The 15,249-nt window shown below is 58.9% G+C and carries 15 protein-coding genes and 8 pseudogenes; 11 read left to right on the top strand and 12 right to left on the bottom strand.

Going from position 1 to position 15,249, the window contains the following annotated elements; genetic code table 11:
• Positions 1–1,433, top strand: a pseudogene (tnpC, locus tag ABIB00_RS36335) (IS66 family transposase); the annotation flags it as partial.
• Positions 1,434–1,450: 17 nt separating this feature from the next.
• Here tnpC and ABIB00_RS36330 read toward each other — a convergent pair.
• The 5 genes from ABIB00_RS36330 to ABIB00_RS36310 all read right to left on the bottom strand — a co-directional run bounded on the left by ABIB00_RS36330 (position 1,451) and on the right by ABIB00_RS36310 (position 3,732).
• Positions 1,451–1,903: a transposase gene (locus ABIB00_RS36330; RefSeq protein ID WP_354107679.1), complete on the bottom strand. Its 453-nt coding sequence runs from the start codon at positions 1,901–1,903 to the stop codon at positions 1,451–1,453.
• Between the two features lie 188 nt (positions 1,904–2,091).
• Complete coding sequence (locus ABIB00_RS36325; RefSeq protein WP_354107678.1) at positions 2,092–2,214, bottom strand: hypothetical protein; 123 nt, start codon at positions 2,212–2,214, stop codon at positions 2,092–2,094.
• A 306-nt stretch (positions 2,215–2,520) separates the two neighbouring features.
• A complete protein-coding gene (locus ABIB00_RS36320) occupies positions 2,521–2,889 on the bottom strand; it encodes a hypothetical protein (RefSeq protein WP_354107677.1) in 369 nt (122 codons plus the stop codon).
• Between the two features lie 70 nt (positions 2,890–2,959).
• Positions 2,960–3,352, bottom strand: coding sequence for a transposase (locus tag ABIB00_RS36315; RefSeq protein WP_354107676.1), 393 nt, complete (start codon positions 3,350–3,352; stop codon positions 2,960–2,962).
• Entirely contained in the window at positions 3,352–3,732 is a 381-nt protein-coding gene (locus tag ABIB00_RS36310) for an IS91 family transposase (RefSeq protein WP_502917938.1), read from the bottom strand. The genes ABIB00_RS36315 and ABIB00_RS36310 overlap by 1 nt, the downstream gene beginning before the upstream one ends.
• On the opposite strand from ABIB00_RS36310, the gene ABIB00_RS36305 reads away from it, so the two are divergent.
• Complete coding sequence (locus ABIB00_RS36305; protein WP_354107675.1) at positions 3,733–3,864, top strand: hypothetical protein; 132 nt, start codon at positions 3,733–3,735, stop codon at positions 3,862–3,864.
• Between the two features lie 12 nt (positions 3,865–3,876).
• On the opposite strand, the gene ABIB00_RS39245 is transcribed toward ABIB00_RS36305, so the two are convergent.
• The gene (locus tag ABIB00_RS39245; protein WP_502917940.1) at positions 3,877–4,065 is read right to left on the bottom strand and encodes a hypothetical protein; all 189 of its coding nucleotides are present in this window, start codon (positions 4,063–4,065) and stop codon (positions 3,877–3,879) included.
• 230 nt (positions 4,066–4,295) lie between these two features.
• Between ABIB00_RS39245 and ABIB00_RS39240 the strand changes: the two genes are divergently transcribed.
• Positions 4,296–4,532 (top strand): hypothetical protein, encoded by a 237-nt coding sequence (locus ABIB00_RS39240; protein WP_502917939.1) that lies wholly within the window; start codon positions 4,296–4,298, stop codon positions 4,530–4,532.
• Between the two features lie 39 nt (positions 4,533–4,571).
• Here ABIB00_RS39240 and ABIB00_RS39235 read toward each other — a convergent pair whose 3' ends face one another.
• Positions 4,572–5,018 carry a transposase gene (locus ABIB00_RS39235; RefSeq protein WP_502917937.1) on the bottom strand — a complete coding sequence of 149 codons (447 nt, stop codon included), beginning with the start codon at positions 5,016–5,018 and terminating at the stop codon, positions 4,572–4,574.
• Between the two features lie 9 nt (positions 5,019–5,027).
• Between ABIB00_RS39235 and ABIB00_RS36295 the strand changes: the two are divergent.
• Positions 5,028–5,132, top strand: a pseudogene (locus ABIB00_RS36295) (transposase zinc-binding domain-containing protein); the annotation flags it as partial.
• A pseudogene (locus ABIB00_RS39230) lies at positions 5,129–5,271 on the top strand (IS30 family transposase); the annotation flags it as partial. The pseudogenes ABIB00_RS36295 and ABIB00_RS39230, both read left to right, overlap by 4 nt.
• Before the next feature lie 107 nt (positions 5,272–5,378).
• Here the strand turns inward: ABIB00_RS39230 and ABIB00_RS36290 are convergent.
• A pseudogene (locus ABIB00_RS36290) lies at positions 5,379–5,725 on the bottom strand (integrase core domain-containing protein); the annotation flags it as partial.
• Positions 5,726–6,169: 444 nt separating this feature from the next.
• Here ABIB00_RS36290 and ABIB00_RS36285 point away from each other — a divergent pair.
• A complete protein-coding gene (locus ABIB00_RS36285; RefSeq protein WP_354107674.1) occupies positions 6,170–7,039 on the top strand; it encodes an NAD(P)H-dependent flavin oxidoreductase in 870 nt (289 codons plus the stop codon).
• A 21-nt stretch (positions 7,040–7,060) separates the two neighbouring features.
• Here the strand turns inward: ABIB00_RS36285 and ABIB00_RS36280 are convergent, their stop codons facing one another.
• Positions 7,061–7,282, bottom strand: a complete 222-nt coding sequence (locus tag ABIB00_RS36280) for a hypothetical protein (protein ID WP_354107673.1) — start codon at positions 7,280–7,282, stop codon at positions 7,061–7,063.
• Positions 7,283–7,590: 308 nt separating this feature from the next.
• Here ABIB00_RS36280 and ABIB00_RS36275 point away from each other — a divergent pair.
• The 3 genes and pseudogenes from ABIB00_RS36275 to ABIB00_RS36270 form a co-directional block, all read left to right on the top strand.
• Positions 7,591–7,698 (top strand): annotated as a pseudogene (locus ABIB00_RS36275) (hypothetical protein); the annotation flags it as partial.
• A 217-nt stretch (positions 7,699–7,915) separates the two neighbouring features.
• Positions 7,916–8,326 (top strand): IS66 family insertion sequence element accessory protein TnpB, encoded by a 411-nt coding sequence (gene tnpB, locus ABIB00_RS39225; RefSeq protein ID WP_502917936.1) that lies wholly within the window; start codon positions 7,916–7,918, stop codon positions 8,324–8,326.
• A gap of 1,066 nt (positions 8,327–9,392) precedes the next feature.
• Entirely contained in the window at positions 9,393–10,376 is a 984-nt protein-coding gene (locus ABIB00_RS36270) for an ornithine cyclodeaminase family protein (protein WP_354107672.1), read from the top strand.
• A 672-nt stretch (positions 10,377–11,048) separates the two neighbouring features.
• On the opposite strand, the pseudogene ABIB00_RS39220 reads toward ABIB00_RS36270, so the two are convergent.
• Both ABIB00_RS39220 and ABIB00_RS36255 read right to left on the bottom strand, forming a co-directional pair.
• Positions 11,049–11,207 (bottom strand): annotated as a pseudogene (locus tag ABIB00_RS39220) (transposase); the annotation flags it as partial.
• 1,090 nt (positions 11,208–12,297) lie between these two features.
• The gene (locus ABIB00_RS36255) at positions 12,298–13,182 is read right to left on the bottom strand and encodes a MaoC/PaaZ C-terminal domain-containing protein (RefSeq protein WP_354107671.1); all 885 of its coding nucleotides are present in this window, start codon (positions 13,180–13,182) and stop codon (positions 12,298–12,300) included.
• A gap of 629 nt (positions 13,183–13,811) precedes the next feature.
• Here ABIB00_RS36255 and ABIB00_RS36250 point away from each other — a divergent pair.
• Together ABIB00_RS36250 and ABIB00_RS36245 are read left to right on the top strand one after the other, a co-directional pair.
• Entirely contained in the window at positions 13,812–14,237 is a 426-nt protein-coding gene (locus tag ABIB00_RS36250) for a hypothetical protein (RefSeq protein ID WP_354107670.1), read from the top strand.
• Between the two features lie 156 nt (positions 14,238–14,393).
• Positions 14,394–14,507, top strand: a pseudogene (locus tag ABIB00_RS36245) (transposase); the annotation flags it as partial.
• 310 nt (positions 14,508–14,817) lie between these two features.
• On the opposite strand, the pseudogene ABIB00_RS36240 reads toward ABIB00_RS36245, so the two are convergent.
• A pseudogene (locus ABIB00_RS36240) lies at positions 14,818–14,931 on the bottom strand (IS5/IS1182 family transposase); the annotation flags it as partial.
• Positions 14,932–15,249 lie beyond the last annotated feature (318 nt).

The raw sequence follows: 15,249 nt of genomic DNA, 5'->3' as shown, positions 1-15,249 counted from the left end.
GAGAAGTTCGGCGCGACGTCCGAGAAGCTGCGGCCAGATCAGTATCACTTGCCGCTGGAAGACGTGGAGATCGCGCAAGGCATCCTGGACGCGGCTCCGGAGAGAGCCGAGGCTGTGATCAAGGGCCGATCGCGGAGCGTGCCGGATCAAGGTTCTCATCGCAATCGCGGCTGCTTGCCTGCCCATTTGCCGCGGGGATCATCGAGCCTGCGAGCACGCTCTGTCCGTGCGGTTGCGGTGCCATGACGAAGATCGGCGAGGACGTCAGCAAACGCCTCGACGTGATCCCGGCGCAATGGCGGGTGTTGGTCACGCGCCGCCCGAAATATATCTGTCGCCATTGCTCGGGCCCTGTCGTGCAGGCGCACGCACCGGAGCACGTGGTGCCCAGCGGGCTGCCGACCGAAGCGGCGATTGCGCACGTGATCGTCTCCAAGTTTGGCGACCATACGCCGTTTTACCGCCAAGCCGAGATCTATGCGCGTCAGGGCATCCGACTTGATCGGGCGACACTGGGCAACTGGTCCGGCCGCGCCTGCTTCCATCTTCAGCCTATCGCGGACCACATGCGCCAGCGCCTAGCCATGGCGGATCGTCTGTTCATGGACGAAACCACGGCGCCGGTGCTCGATCCCGGGCGAGGCCACACGAAGAAGGGGTACTTCTGGGCGATCGTCTCCGACGACCGCGGCCACAGCGGCCCAAGTCCGCCGATCGTGCTGTTCCGATATGCCCCCGGTCGCAGCGGTGCCTTTGCGGAGCAGTTCCTGGATGGCTTTTGCGGACACTTCCTGCAATGCGATGCCTATGACGGTTATGACCGGCTGACCGAAGTCGCTCGACCGCAAGGGCCGTGGACGCTCGTGCATTGCTGGAGCCATTTGCGCCGGCGCTTCGTCAAATTGGCCCGGAACAGCAAATCGCCGATCGCCGAGGCCGCCGTTCGGCACATCGCACAGCTTTACGCCATCGAAGCCATGGTGCGCGGCTCATCGCCGGACATCCGGCTGGCCGCGCGCAGGGAGCACTCGCTGCCCATAATCGCCGCGTTAAAGACTTGGTTCGAGAAACAGCTGTCGATGATCTCCAGCGGTTCGACGCTCGCCGAGGACATCCGCTACGCGCTCAATCACTGGCAGGGGCTGACCCGCTTCCTCGAAGACGGGCGCCTCGAGCTCGACACGAACCCGGTCGAGAACGCCATCCGGCCAGTCTGCCTGACCAGAAAAAATGCTCTCTTCGCCGGGCATGAGGTCGGGGCTGAAAATTGGGCCTTGCTTGCGTCGCTCGTCGCCACCTGCAAGCTCAACGACATCAACCCGGCCGCCTACATCGCCAAAACACTCGAGGCCATCATCGACGGCCATCCGCATAGCAGAATCAAAGACCTCATGCCGTGGCGATTCCGCAAAGCGTCAAGCCAGCTCCAATAAGGGTCCCGGCTAAGCGCTTACGGTTGGGTGAGTATTTTGGCAGGAAGAACAGCGGAGCGGATAAGCTGGCCTACGGCTTTGCTTCTGTGGCTGCCGAGATTGTCCAGAACGACGATGTCGCCGGGACGGAGAGTCGGCAGGAGAACCTTCTCGACATAGATCCGGAAGCTCTCGCCATCGATTGGTCGCTCCATGAACCATGGCGCATCAATGCGGTCATGGCGCAGGGCTGCCAGGAATGTCATGGTTTCCAGCGGCCGTGAGGGACTTTGGCGGGGAGCCTGTGCCCGCGCGGCGCCCATCCGGAACGGCGCCATGTCGGTCCGGGGCCAGGTCTCGTCGATGAAGACCAGCCGCTCAGCTTCGACGCGACGTTGGTACTTTGTCGCACTGGGCTCGCCGCCGTGCCACGTCGGGACGATCGCGTTCGCCTGCCACCACGCGTTTATTGAAGCTGAGCTTCTCGGCATGCACGAAGTCCCACACCGAGTGGTAGTCGACCTTCAGCCCGCGGTCGGCAAGCTCGGAAACGAGCCCGCGTATGGTGAAATCGCCGTCCTTGATCCGCTGCGACAGCCAGACCGCGTGGTCTCCCGAAACCGCATTTGGCTGTGCCCGCCCATCTGGCCCGGCGCAACGCTGGTCTCATCGACCCGCTTCATCCAGCCGATCGCTTGCTGATCGCCACTCCAAATTGCTTGGCGGCCCGATTGCGGGACATTTCGCCCTCAATCGCCGCCACCACGCGCTTGCGAAGATCCAGAGAATAAGGCTTGCCCATCCATGCTGGCCTCCACCCAGTCAGCATGGTGAATCAGAAACACACTGATTTGAGAATCTGGAGGGTTCTGTGAGGTCGCGCAGACGCGAACGTACGGCAGACGCCTGTGAGGCGACCTCATTGAACTCGGATTAAACGAAGGCGCGTGGGCAAGGTGGTGAGGCTATGGCGATTGTTCGCGATCGCAAGTAACTATCGGCGGACTGTGTATCTGAAGCGGAGACGTGCTGGTTGCGCATCGGCGGCAATTTGAGCCCGGGCGCGTTTTGCAGGCGGTCGCGCTCGATGGGCCGCTGCATTGAATGGTTATCGTCGCGCGGTGTGGCCGCACGACTTCGACAGCGTCGGCGATGATCGAAACGCTGAGAATGATGATCGTCGTGCAGGGCACGAACTGGGCTCACGATGTGTCGCATCGCAACGGTGGGGTTCGAGGGTTGGAGCGGCTGTAGCTGTGTCGAAAGCGCTCGATGATGCGCATGACGCCACCACAATCAGGACAGGCGGAACCTTGGCCGACGTCAGAGCTTCCGAATCCACAGGCGACGGCTCGCCATCGTTTGGCACTGTCCGCTCACGATCGAGAAGTTTGCGGCAAAGGGCGAGTTTGGCAGCGCGCTGGCCGTTGGTCATGAAGCCGAAGTGGCGGATGCGATGGAAGCCATCGGGCAGCATGTGAAGAAGGAAGCGGCGGATGAACTCGTCGGGGCTTGAGCTTTATGATATTTCTGGCGCTGATCTGGCGCTAGTCCTTCCATGAGAAGGCGACTTGATCTTCGTCGAGGGCGACGAGCCGGCTTTCGGCGATGGCGACGCGATGGGTGTAGCGGCAGAGATGGGCCAACACCTGTGCGGGCCCGCCGAAGGGCCGCTTGGCGTAAACAACCCAGTTGATGCGTCGCATGGCGTCGAGGTGGGCCGCAAAGGCGCCGGCTCGGCCAGAGCTCCGAGATCGCCGAAGAAACGCAAGGCACCGAAGTTGAAGGCTCCCGACAGGCGTTTGAGAAAAAGTGTGCGAAATAGCCTGGACAACGGTTTGACGGCCAGCTCTGAAGTTCGGTCGGCAAGCGATCCAGCGCGCGCCATCGGGCGAGAGGCCACCACCCGGAACGACGCAATGGACGTGGGGATGATGCATTAGTGCCTGTCCCCAGGTGTGGAGGACGGCGACCCGCCGATTAAACCGTCGAGCCGGCGTGGATTGGCGGCGAGCGTCGTCATCGACTCGGCGGCAGCCTTGAACAGGATGCCATAGACGACGGCCTTGTTCTGGAAAGCGATCGCGGCGATCGGTGCGAGAAGTGTAAAGACAACGTGGAAATACGGAACCGGAAGCAGGTCGGCTTGACGCGCGGCGAGCCACGCGGCTCGGGCTCTCCCCTGACACTTCGGACGGTGCCGATTGCGGCAGGAATTATAGGCAACGCGTGTCGTGCCGCAAGCCTCCATGTGGCCGCCGAGCGCCTCGGTCCGGCACGCAACGATCGCGCTCATCACGCTCCGCTCGATCCGCCCCAGATGACGGGCATGTACGCGGCGATAGGCGTCGCCATGCCGGCGCAGAATATCGGCAATCTCGATGACGGGCTGTTGGAGCGGGTGTCGGAGCGGGTCATGACCCGCATCCCGCTGCGGATTAGTCGTCCGTGAAGAACGCCGGTTTTAAGCCGGAGCGGGTTGAATCGTTGCCATAAGGGCGAGGAGTATCTGGCACAACAAAAGCCTGAGCCAGCGGATCAGGCGGCGGAAGTTGTAGCCGACCGCTGCGAGGATGGCGTTGGCAGCGTCGCCTTGGCGGTACCAGAGATAGTTTCGGCCCATTCGATGCTCGGCTTTGAGATGGCCGATCACGGGTTCGACGGCCGCCCCGGCGGCGTAACTGACGTTCGATCCTGGGCGTCACGCCGCGTTTCTGACCGGAGATGAAGATTCTGAGCTTGTGGTCTAGCGGTGCATTGTGGCCGCGATATCCCTTGTCTGCGAAGATGCGATCGAGGGTGTTGCCGACCAGCGCCTCCATCTCCGGGATCACGGTTGCCAGGGTGTGTCCGTCGTAGGGGATTGCCCGGCATGGACTTCACGTGAGTGACGAACTGTCCGCCCTTGGCGTGGCTGAGGGTGGTGGCGACGGAGACCTTGATGCCGAACTCGTATGGCCGATGGGCCTTGCCCTTGCCGATGCATTCGACTTCCGGCGCGTGCAGGGAATAGACCTTCGGTCCGCGCTGACGCTGCTGTTGCTCGCGCACGCGCCGCGCCAGCATCAGCAGCTGGGCGAAAACCGCTTCGAGCCCGCTGTCGCCCTCGATTGCGGGTGATGTCGCGAATGACGCGGCCGAGCAACGTGCGCAGCTTCTTCAGCGCCCGGTTGGCGCGATTGAACTGCTTGGCCTGGCATAACGCTGGTGCTGGATCAGGGCGAACTTGCCGACCCGTGTATAGGACTGGCGCAGACTCACGCCGTGTTGCTTTGCCAGCCGCACGAGCTTCTCGTGTGCTCGGTTCAGCAGCCTGGCATCGGTGGGGAACATCACGTTCTTGGGCTGCACTGCAGTATCGACGATCACCTGTGACAGCTCGGACCGCTTGATCGCCTTGGTCCTGGCGGCCACCGACAGGCTTTCCTGGAGTAGCGCCTGCAATCGCTCCTCGCCCATGCGGTTGCGCCAGCGCGTCAGCGATGAACGGTCGAACACCAGTCGGTGCTGGAAGAACTCCTCGCCGCAGAAATACTGGTAATAGGGGTTCTCAACCCAGCGCTCGCACAGTACCTCATCTGACAGGTCATAGGTGTGCTTGACCATCGTCACACACGCGTTGGCTATAATTCCTGCCGCAATCGGCACTGTCCGAAGTGTCAGGGGACAGCCCGAGCCGCGTGGCTCGCCGCGCGTCAAGCCGACCTGCTTCCGGTTCCCTCCACAGCGCCGATGAGATATCCGTCGTGGCAGCTGCGCTCAATGCCCGATCGAGAAGACACTGGGCTGGAAAACACCGGCGGAGGCGCTAGACAAGTTGCTGTTCTGGCTGAAAAAACCTGGTGTTGCGCCAACCTAACCTGCCACCAACTAATTATACAGCGGTGACTAGAGTCTCGGGGGTTTGGACGCTAAGTGGCGCGGTTGGAGCAACGGAGTTCGGTGAGATGGGCGGCGTAGGCCCCGCGTGAGATATTTCAGGGACGAGTAAGGCCGCCGCATTTTGTAGTCGGCGACCCAGCTGGCGAGCTTGGTCGGGGGGTCGTCGAGATCGAAGAACATGGTCTCGTGAGCAGCTCATCGCGCATCCGACCATAGAAGCTTTCGATGAAGCCATTCTGCATCGGCTTTCTCGGCATGTCGAAGTGCCAATCGATAACGCTGTCCTTGCTCCAGGCCAGCATGGGGTTGCAGGTGAACTCGGGACCAAGGTCGGACAGGATCATTCCTGACTTGCCACGTCCTTCGACGATCGCCGTCAATTCGCGGGCGACGTGCGGTCCTGAGATCGATGTATCCGGACTTGCCCCCAGAATGAGTCCGCCCCATGCTCCTGCACCTCGAATCAGCGAGCTGACTGACCACGTGTGATCGAGTCAACTCTCAGCGCTAGTAATTGAATGGATCTTATGAGCGTGCCACTTATTGGCTGGTAAGCGTCAGGTCCATCTAGGTAAGCATCGTTGATCAACAATCTATTCGAGAAGTTCGTGATGCAAGTCGACGAGCTTGTCGGCGCGGCTTGCACGACACGTCGGAACCGATTCGTTTTGCATCGAACTCGGCACTGCTTATTCGATCGGCACTGCGCAATGCCATGCTCGCAGGAGCGCTGAACGACCTCCCATGCTAAACGCCATCAAGCGCAAAGGACAATAGCTGTGACTGCACTATGCGAAAGTGGTAGGTTGCCCAATGCTCTTTCTTCCCGGCTGACTGTACCCCTGATCATCGCCCCCATGGCCGGTGTCTCCGGAATGGACCTTGTGACTACCGTCTGCCGGTCGGGCGCCATCGGCGCCTTTCCTACCACAAATGCCCGATCAGTTGAGGAGCTCGATCATTGGTTAGTTAGGATTGAACATGATCTCGCCAGCCCGGATCTGCCTGTCGCGCCACACTGCCCAACGCTCATGATCCGTCACCGACGTTTCAAGGATGATCTTGCCTGTCTTGTTCGTCACAAGGTGGAGATTGTAATCACCAGCGTGGGATCGCCCGCCGCTGCAGTAGATGCCCTGCACGGAATTGGTTGTCTCGTGTTCGCCGATATCGCCTCGCTGCGCCACGCGGAAAAAGCCATCGAGGCCGGTGCGGACGGCTTGATTTTGCTCGCCGCCGGCGCGGGAGGCCATACAGGGTGGGCTAATCCGTTTGCTTTTGTTCGCGCGGTCCGCGCCATATTCGATGGTCCAATTGTACTTGCAGGGGGAATCACAGACGGCATTTCGCTAGCGGCAGCGCGCATGCTTGGGTGCGACCTCGCTTGCATGGGCACTCGCTTCATTGCTACCTGGGAAAGCATGGCAAGCGACGCCTATCGTCAGATGTTACTCGATAGCACGATTGATGACATCATTTTGACCAACGCATTCTGGGGGCTCAATGCGAACGTGCTGCGGAGCTCAATCGTGGCAGCAGGTCTCGATGCCTCAAAACTTGACGAGTCAGTGTCCGAGGCGCGCGCAATGCCGAGCGCTAGCGAAGGCCCGCCGCGCTGGGACAATATCAGGTGTGCTGGTCATGCGGTATCAGGCGTGCGCTCGGTAATGCGTGCCGCCGAGCTGATCAAGGAAATCACTGGAGAGTACGAGGCGGCGTTTGGCGAACACTCTTCGGAGTCGTAGATGGCCAGCACAACGGTAATTTTACTTTCCTGAACGGCCATTTGTTGCGGCTGTTGAGGTCCGTTGAGCCCGGACAAACAGAACCGGCGACGGAATAGCCTGACCGGCGCAGAAAATCTCAATCCCAAACCGCCGCGTGTAGAAGGAGCGGCGGGCGGTCCCAAAAAATAGAACATTTCCTACCGGCAGAGCCTCGTTTACCGGCTCCATCATTTTCTGGCTGGCAATTCTGGCTTCGAGCATGTTGATGTCGTGCTTGACAGCCAGAGCCTTCTGCTCTGGTTGAGGATTTGCAGAACCGCGTGGGGGCTCGGTGGCGAGCCGTGGGAGCACCGCAGGTGAGTCTGCCGGAGGTGTCACGGTAATCTCGCGGTCGACAAGCGAGAGGATCTAACACTGCCCCGCGCGGTTACCCCGCCCGTGAGAGCCGCCTTCCCAGATCACGTCCGAGCGTGAGATCGTTTGCTCAATGATCGCAAGAAAATGAAGAAACGTGACGACGGTTATGGTTATGTCCCCTCCAGAGCGACGCAGGGGGGTGGACCACTGCGCAGAAGCTTCGGCTCATCGATGAGACTTTGGCGCCTGAAGCCAGTGTTGTCGATATTGCTCGCGGCCACGATGTTTACCGCAATATGATCACGGTTAGACTGCGGTAGGCGCACCGGCGTCCTCGCTTGCGGGCCTGAGCCGGTGCCGCGGCAGGATGAGGAAGTCCGTTTTGAGGCAGTGTCCAATTCGCCGGACCGCGAACCGTTAACGCACCTTCCGTGCGCTGCGGCGCTATTGAGAATGAGTTCGCGGCCGGAGTTCGAATGCGGATCACCGGCTCGGTCGACGCCCCGACGCTGACGGCAGCGGTAGCGGCACTATCTAATGGACGGCCGCGATGATCCCGTTGCCGGCCGGCCGGGCGGGCGTGTGGTGACCGGCTACGCTGACACGCGGAAACGTTTTCCGTCCTTAGCCTTGCAGCTGCAAGAGATATCGAAACGTGATCCGCTGGGCGGTCATCTATTTTGCTACCGCGGTCGCCGGGCCGCCGTTTTGAACGTGATCTGGCATTGTGTGCCGCAGACCACGCAGGAGGTAAATAACCGAACTTCATGCGTACAGCTTTGTGAAAGATGGAGGAACGTCGAGTTCGCGCGGCACGGCGGCCTCGATCTCGCCCAAGAACTTGCGGAACTCGGCGGCACGCTATGGTCCGTACACTTGCAGGTAACCCGTCCGATCGCAGTTTCCAGGGCGGCGAACAGTGATGTGGTGCCGTGCCTCTTGGCGTGATGGCTCCTTCGGGCCGGCTGGTCCGGAGCGATCGGCAGCATCCGCTGACTGCGGTCCAGCGCCTGGATTCGGGACTTCTCATCCACACACAGAACGATGGAATGCTCCGGCGGTGAGACTTAGAGGCCCAAGACAACGCGCACTTTGGCCAGGAAGTTCGTATCGGCCCAATACTTGAACGTCTCCATCCGGGGCGGCTGAAGCCCAAACGCCCGCCAGATGCGTTGTACCGTCGAACCAATTGGCCGCTGGCACTCGCCACCTCGCGGGAGCTCCGATGACTAGCATTCTCAGGGCAAATCTCGAACGTCCTCACGATCACGGCTTGATGTGGGCAGCGTTCATGGTGCGCGGCGCGCCGGAGCGGATGCGGGTAGAAGCGGTCGCCGCTCCGGCGCCGTGGCGCCAGCAGGCGATCTTGGACCGAGGGCCGGGATGTCAACGCACTGCGCGGCACAGATGCCGCGCAGTGATGAGCCCTTTAAAGACGAACACGCGGGAAATCGCATCCACAGATCGCAACCTGCCTTTTGGCGGACGATCGAGATTGTTGTCCCGTTTCTCACAGCCGCAGAGCTCTTGTCGGGTTCAAAACACATTTCCCCAGCGGCTGAGCGGCCCCTTTCAGCAAAGATAATCGATTCATTCCAGAGCGGGGGCGGCGTTGGCACGGTGATTGCTTTCGCATGTACATGCGTTGAGCCGCTGTGGCACCTGAATCTCACGGCGAGAGTTGATGGACGCGAATACTGCCGAAGCTATATCACGATGGTGATCGAACTGCGGATACCTGCATCATGTCCACGGACTTCTTTCATGTCTACATCATCAATGCTCTTTGCTCTATGCCTGAGGAGAACATCATTAGATCGCTCGTAGTACTCACACGGACACTCGATATCCACGACAGCAACACGAACGCTGATTAGCTCACGAATCGGCAGCAACTCTTTTTGATGTCGCCGCGACGGCGGCAAGCAGGATTTGAACCACGTCGCCACCACCGGCACATTCCAAAGCCGAAGCTGCTTCGCCTGATTTGGTATGGCGGGCTGGTTCCTCTCACATGAAAGTACAAGCAATGTCCTCTGAACTCCTTTATCTATCGAATGCCGATATCCAGGAGATGACAATTTCACCTCGGGAGGCGCGCGAGGCACTGCTCGCCTGCTTCCGTGATAATGCGCTCGGTCGCAATATCGGTCTGCCAAAATCTGCCATCAGCATCGGTCATGATGTTGGCTCCTGGTTCCTCTCGACGAGCTCGGCATCCGAAGCTAATAGTATAGCTGCAATGAAATGGGTGGGGGTAGTGGAAGGGAATCAGACCACGCCAAGAGTTAACGGCCTGGTCTGCGTGAGCGATTACAAAACAGGAGCACCAGTAGCAGTTCTCGATGCAAATTCCATCACCTTGATAAGGACTGCGGCAATGTCGACGGCGGCAGCCCTCTATCTCGCGCCAGAAACCCCCAGAACTATCGCTTTGGTCGGGTGCGGCTTGCAGGCACTTAGTCATCTTGAAGCGTTCAGAGATCTGTTTCCAACGTTACGCAACATCTCTCTCTTAAGTCGAAGCGTCGGCTCTGCGGAACGAATTGCGGCTGCCGCTTCCGAAATGCGGCTGAACGCAGTCATAGCGAAGACTCCCGACGAATTGTTGAGTGAAGCCGACATCGTGGTCTCCATGGTACCTAGCTCGCCGGGATTGAAATCTTTTCTGGACGCCCGATTGCTGCCGGATTCATCATTCGTCGCCGCCATAGACGGATCTCGGAGCTGGCGGTCAGAAACCCTCACAGCCTTCGACAGACTGGTTACAGATAGTCTGGAGCAAGACAAATCGCCAGTTGACGAATCGCAACGCCACGTAGACTCCGTAAGCTATCAGGATGACCTTGTGCACCTTGCTCTCCATCCACCAGGGTCTCGAGCACCATTGAGGGCCTTATTCAGTTTCCGCGGCTTCGTGATCGCAGATCTAGCGCTAGCTGATTTGGTGATTAGAAAAGCCCGTGCTCTTGGGATAGGGACGATATTGCCGAGATGAGACTAGAAAGGAGCCCCTTTGGTAGGCCCACATGTCGAGATCGCGGGAAACGAAGTCCGACCGCTGATCCACGCCGATGGTCCTGGGTAGCCAAAGGCTTTACAGATGCGCTCCTGGGTCGCCACAACGTCCACGCCTCGATAGCTGAAGCGCGGATCCACCGCTGGCGAGAAGCGATTGAAGAGGTCGACAATGCAGGCGGATTTTGCGGCCGGTGGCAAGCTGGTCGTTAACGAATTCCATGGCCCAGGTCTGGTGATCTGTTTTGTACCGGTTCAATCTTCGCGCAGCTTGGCCTTGACGCGTCGCTCGGGCGTTTTGTTGCACAGTTGCAGGCCCAACTCGCGGTAGAGGCGATAGCCCCTTTTGACACCCGTCGCGTTTCAGCAGGACATGAATGCGCCGATATCCGTATCTCACCCGCGTCGCAGATGTCCTTGATTCAGTTTTTAGAGTGGCCTGGTCGCCACGCTTCGACTTGTAGACTACAGTGCGCTATCAATTCGAAGAGTGGAGCAGGCCTGCCTGACAGAGCCTTCCAGTCACGTCGCACCTTGTCGACAAGCTCGCGCTTGCGGCCAGGCCTCAGAGCGTTTTGAGAGCACATCCTGAAGCATGGCCTTATCCAACGACAGGCCGGCGACAATCCGCTTCAGGTTGCTGTTCTCTTCCTCAAGCTGACGTAGCCGCTTGATCTCCGAAGGCAACAAGCCCGCATACTTCTTCCGCCAAATTGTAAAACGTTGCCTCGCTGATCCCGGCCTTGCGGCAGACCTCCGCCACCGCCGAGCCGTCTTCAGCCCGTTTCAACACAAATGCGATCTGCGTCTCTGAATACTTCGATCCCCTTCATGGAACTCTCCTCGTCCCATCAGGGGATCATAGATGGAAAGTTCCGTTTAAACTGGCCTAGTTGGCGGGGCACGGCATTATGTTCCCCATGCATGATCTAAGACAAGCCGGACCGTTTTTGGCTAGGGTTTTTCCTTCCGAATCCCCTAGACGAGCGAAAGACGATGAAGGCGCCTAAATTTTTCGGACGCCCTGAAGGCGTTCATGCCGAAGTAAGGCAACCGCAACGCCGAGATCAGCCAGGCGGCGTATTCAATCGGAAGAAAGGCGGCGCATCTATCGCGAATTGGCTGCAATTACGCAACAAAATCCCCAACCGCCGCGGCAGGGCAGCAAGCTGCGGGATGATCGCGGGCCGGCCACATGATCGAATGAGACCTGGGGACATCGTTAGATGACCAGTTGGCACGGGACACAAGGGTTAGGTGCTTACGATCGTCGACATCTTCTCCGTTTTTCGCCGGCGCTGGCGCCACGGTTCACCTTCCGCGGCGACGACGTCGTGGAAGTGCTGGAAAGGGCCTGCAAGGAGTGGGACGGCCGGCAACGATCCGGGTCGATCAAGGCAGCGAGTTCGTGTCGCGCGATCTTCATCTATGGGCGTACCAGTGCGGCCTCCCGCTGGACTTCTCCAGGCTCGGCAAACGAACCGACAAAGCGTTTATCGAGCCGCTTCCGACCCAAATGCCTCAAGGCCCTTACTCGGATCCCTTGCGGACGCCCAAGGTGGCGACTTGGCACATGTCATAACGAATAACGCCCCGATGGATCGATCGACAATAAGACGCCGATTTTGCTGTAAAACCACGCCGGCGCTACCAGCCCGCCCAACGTGATCACAGGCGCAAAACTCCAGTTCCGGGTGGTCCACCGTTGGGTCTCGCTTCGCTACGGAATCCCAGAGTCTGACCGTCGCTCGATGGAAGTCGCCGGCTGGTTATCGGCTGAGGACTTCCGTTGCAGTCTCAGCAGCTAACGGGGCTGCGCATCAGTACAGCCGGATCTGCCAACCCCGCTGCAGCGAGCGTCTGGAGGTCAATGGTACCAGTAACTGGCTAGGCGAGCACGCCTAGGAGCGCAGCACTGTCTTGCCGTTCTTAATCACCGTCGCGCAGCGATCAATCACGCGGGCTTCGAACGAGATCACATCACAGTCCTGCCAGAGATCGACGGTAATAGTCTCGCCGGGAAACACGGGCGCCGAGAAGCGCGCCTGATGGCTCAGAATTTTCGTAGGATCGTACCCGCAGAACGCCTGCAAGACTGCTCGGCAGGTAATGCCGAAAGTGCATAGACCATGCAGAACCGGCCGCCGGAAGCCGGCCCGCTTCGCGAAATCGGGATCAGAGTGCAGCGGATTAAGGTCGCCGTTCAGTCTATAGAGCAGCGCTTGATCCGGCCGGGTATCAAACGCGACCAAGTCGTCCGCCTTACGTGAGGGGACAAGGTGCGGTTCAGGGCCGCCATGCGACGGCCCGCCGAAACCGCCGTCGCCACGGGCGAAAGTTGAGGCGGTGAGCGTGGCTACTTTTTCACCATTCGCGTCGGTCCAAACGGTCTCTTCCACGACGACCGCGCCCTTTTCTTCGCCCTTGTCATAAACGCCGATCGTACGACTCGCGGCCGTGAACGTGCCGAACGAGGGCAACGCCTTGTGCAGTTCGATCTTCTGCTCGCCGTGCACCAGCATCATGAGATTGAGCTGGCTGATCCGAAGACCCGGCTTCTGGTCTGGCGAGGGGCTGGAGTGCTGGACGCTGCCTGACGACAGCACCGTGGCAGCGGTCGGCAAGACCCTGATATCTTTTTCATAGACGAAACGCAACTCGCGCTCGTCCATTGGATCGCGCCCCATGCCGATCCCGAGCGAATACAGCAACAAGTCCTTGCGGTTATAGGTAAAGGTGCGTGGCTGCGTTTTTTGTGCGAGGATATCCGGATAGTAGATCGGCATTTAAGATCCTACAGAACCGGTTTGGATATCATTAGTTTAACAGGTAAGGGTGAACGTTTCGACGATGACATCGAGGGCATTATCAGTTCTGCTAACGCGGCGAAGGTTTCAGCGAGCGAACGAGACATAACTTGTCCGTACACACCTTTGTTCAACTAAGATATTCATTGCCGTAGGGCGCCATCGCGATCTCTGGACGGCTGCGCGTAGATGGCGAGCTAGGATGACGCAACAGCGGGCTCCGTACTGTCACAAGACACAACGCGCCTCAACTCCTCTCGCGTCATCCACATAAGCCAGTTGTGCTCCGCAATGTTCTCTTCAACCAACTGCAATATGGCCCCGCCAGATTCGCGATGGGGTGGATTGTAGACACCCTTTTCGAGGGTCCATCGCGGTCCAAGCCAACATAAGAAGTCAGGATTCCACATCGCAAGGCTGATCCCACCCCCTAGTCCCCCCACACTCTTCAGTATACCTTGTCCTCTAAAGTCGCTGCGTACCCAGAGGTCCCCGTGGTATGCTACTTTGCCTGTGATTTTCTTCGCGCTCGGCGCCGTGCAGATGCAACTATCTTGTGGATGTGCATGTTTCTCCGGCTTTCCGTAGAACGCTTTCAACGATTCAAAATGATCTCCCAAGTTGCTGTGCTGAAGATTAAACAATCGAGCAGCCTCCAGGTATACAACCTCGTTGTTCTCATCGCAGCCAATTATCCAGTATCCCTCATACAGGTTTATCGGAGACCGATCTGGACGGAACACTGGTTGGGTTGGGCCCTTTGTTGGCGTGGCTCGCGCGATCGACACATACTGGTCAAAATCGAATCCCATCGAAAGCCTGATGCCTTTTTCGGCGGCCGCATCGCCATACATTCGAAGAAAGTGAGCGGCCTTCAAGAGATCAACTGCACTACTCATTTGCACACCCATTCTCCGGTAATAGGGACCTCTGCTTTAGCAGGCGTCGGCAATTATAGTACGCTGCTGATCACGGATGGGCAGCTACCTACTTTGATGGCAGCTGTCGCGACCATGGAAGTTTATACGCCGTGAATTGCCTTTGCGACAGGATCAGAATTGGGTCTTCATGCTGCTACGCAGTTTCGGTTCTCTAGGGTTTAACGATCCGCGAAGGGAGTGATGCACTTGAGGCGCACGAGTTTTAACTTGCCGAAGGGGCTTAATCCAGTTTGAAGTTCGCTCTGGCCCAAGACGAGTTTCACGGAAGAGCAGATCATCTGGATCTTGAAGGAGCACGAGGTCGGGGCTTCGGCGGCCGATCTGTGGCGCAAGCACCACGTCAGCGACGCCAGCATCTACCAATAGAAGGCCGAGTTCGGCGGGACGATTCGGTTCGCTCTGGCCTCCAACCGCCTGCTCGTGAGGCTGATCTCGCCACACTAACTGCCGGCGCGTCCGGCGTCGCGCGAGCGCGGCGATACAACTTCTCGCCCAATGGGATCGTGTCTCCAACGATTTTCGTCCGACCTGGCCTTGGTGCTTATCGCGCTAATTGCATGAGCATTTGTCCGCTGGCGAACACTGCCGGAAGTCGAGCAGGTAGAGCACTTTTGCCCTGCTGACGAGACTCGGCACTCTGCCCGAGAAGTGCTCAGACCAAGGTCCCCACTAATTAACTCCACCACGTGAGGGCGGCGGCAAGGCAAACCGAGGCGAGATAGTCACGCGCCAGCCGGTCGTAGCGGCTTCCGATGCGGCGGAAGTGCTTTCCTCTTGAACGCGCTCGCGTACGTTCTAGAACCACTTGGAGAAGCGGTACGATTGCTTGCGATTCGACGATTTGGAATGACGGGCCTGGTTGCGGCTCGCTATCAGTGAAGGAGTTGCTCCGCTCAATCAAGACGTTCGCCGTGCTGGCAGTCTCTCCGCGTACTCAAGCCAGACAAGTTTATAAGCAAGAGTTCGCCCAGCCGTTGCAACGTCGCCTGCCTTGTCAACTCGCACACAAATGGCTCCCAACCTTGTCCAATTTCTGACAAACGCACGAGGCGCATCGGGTGAAACCGCCCTTCTTTGCAGTACGCGGACCTGCCGCTCGTTGAAA

Source organism: Bradyrhizobium sp. LB14.3, from assembly GCF_040547985.1.
Lineage (GTDB): Bacteria > Pseudomonadota > Alphaproteobacteria > Rhizobiales > Xanthobacteraceae > Bradyrhizobium.
Note: the sequence above shows the minus strand (reverse complement) of the source record. Positions and strands in the feature narration are given on the sequence as shown.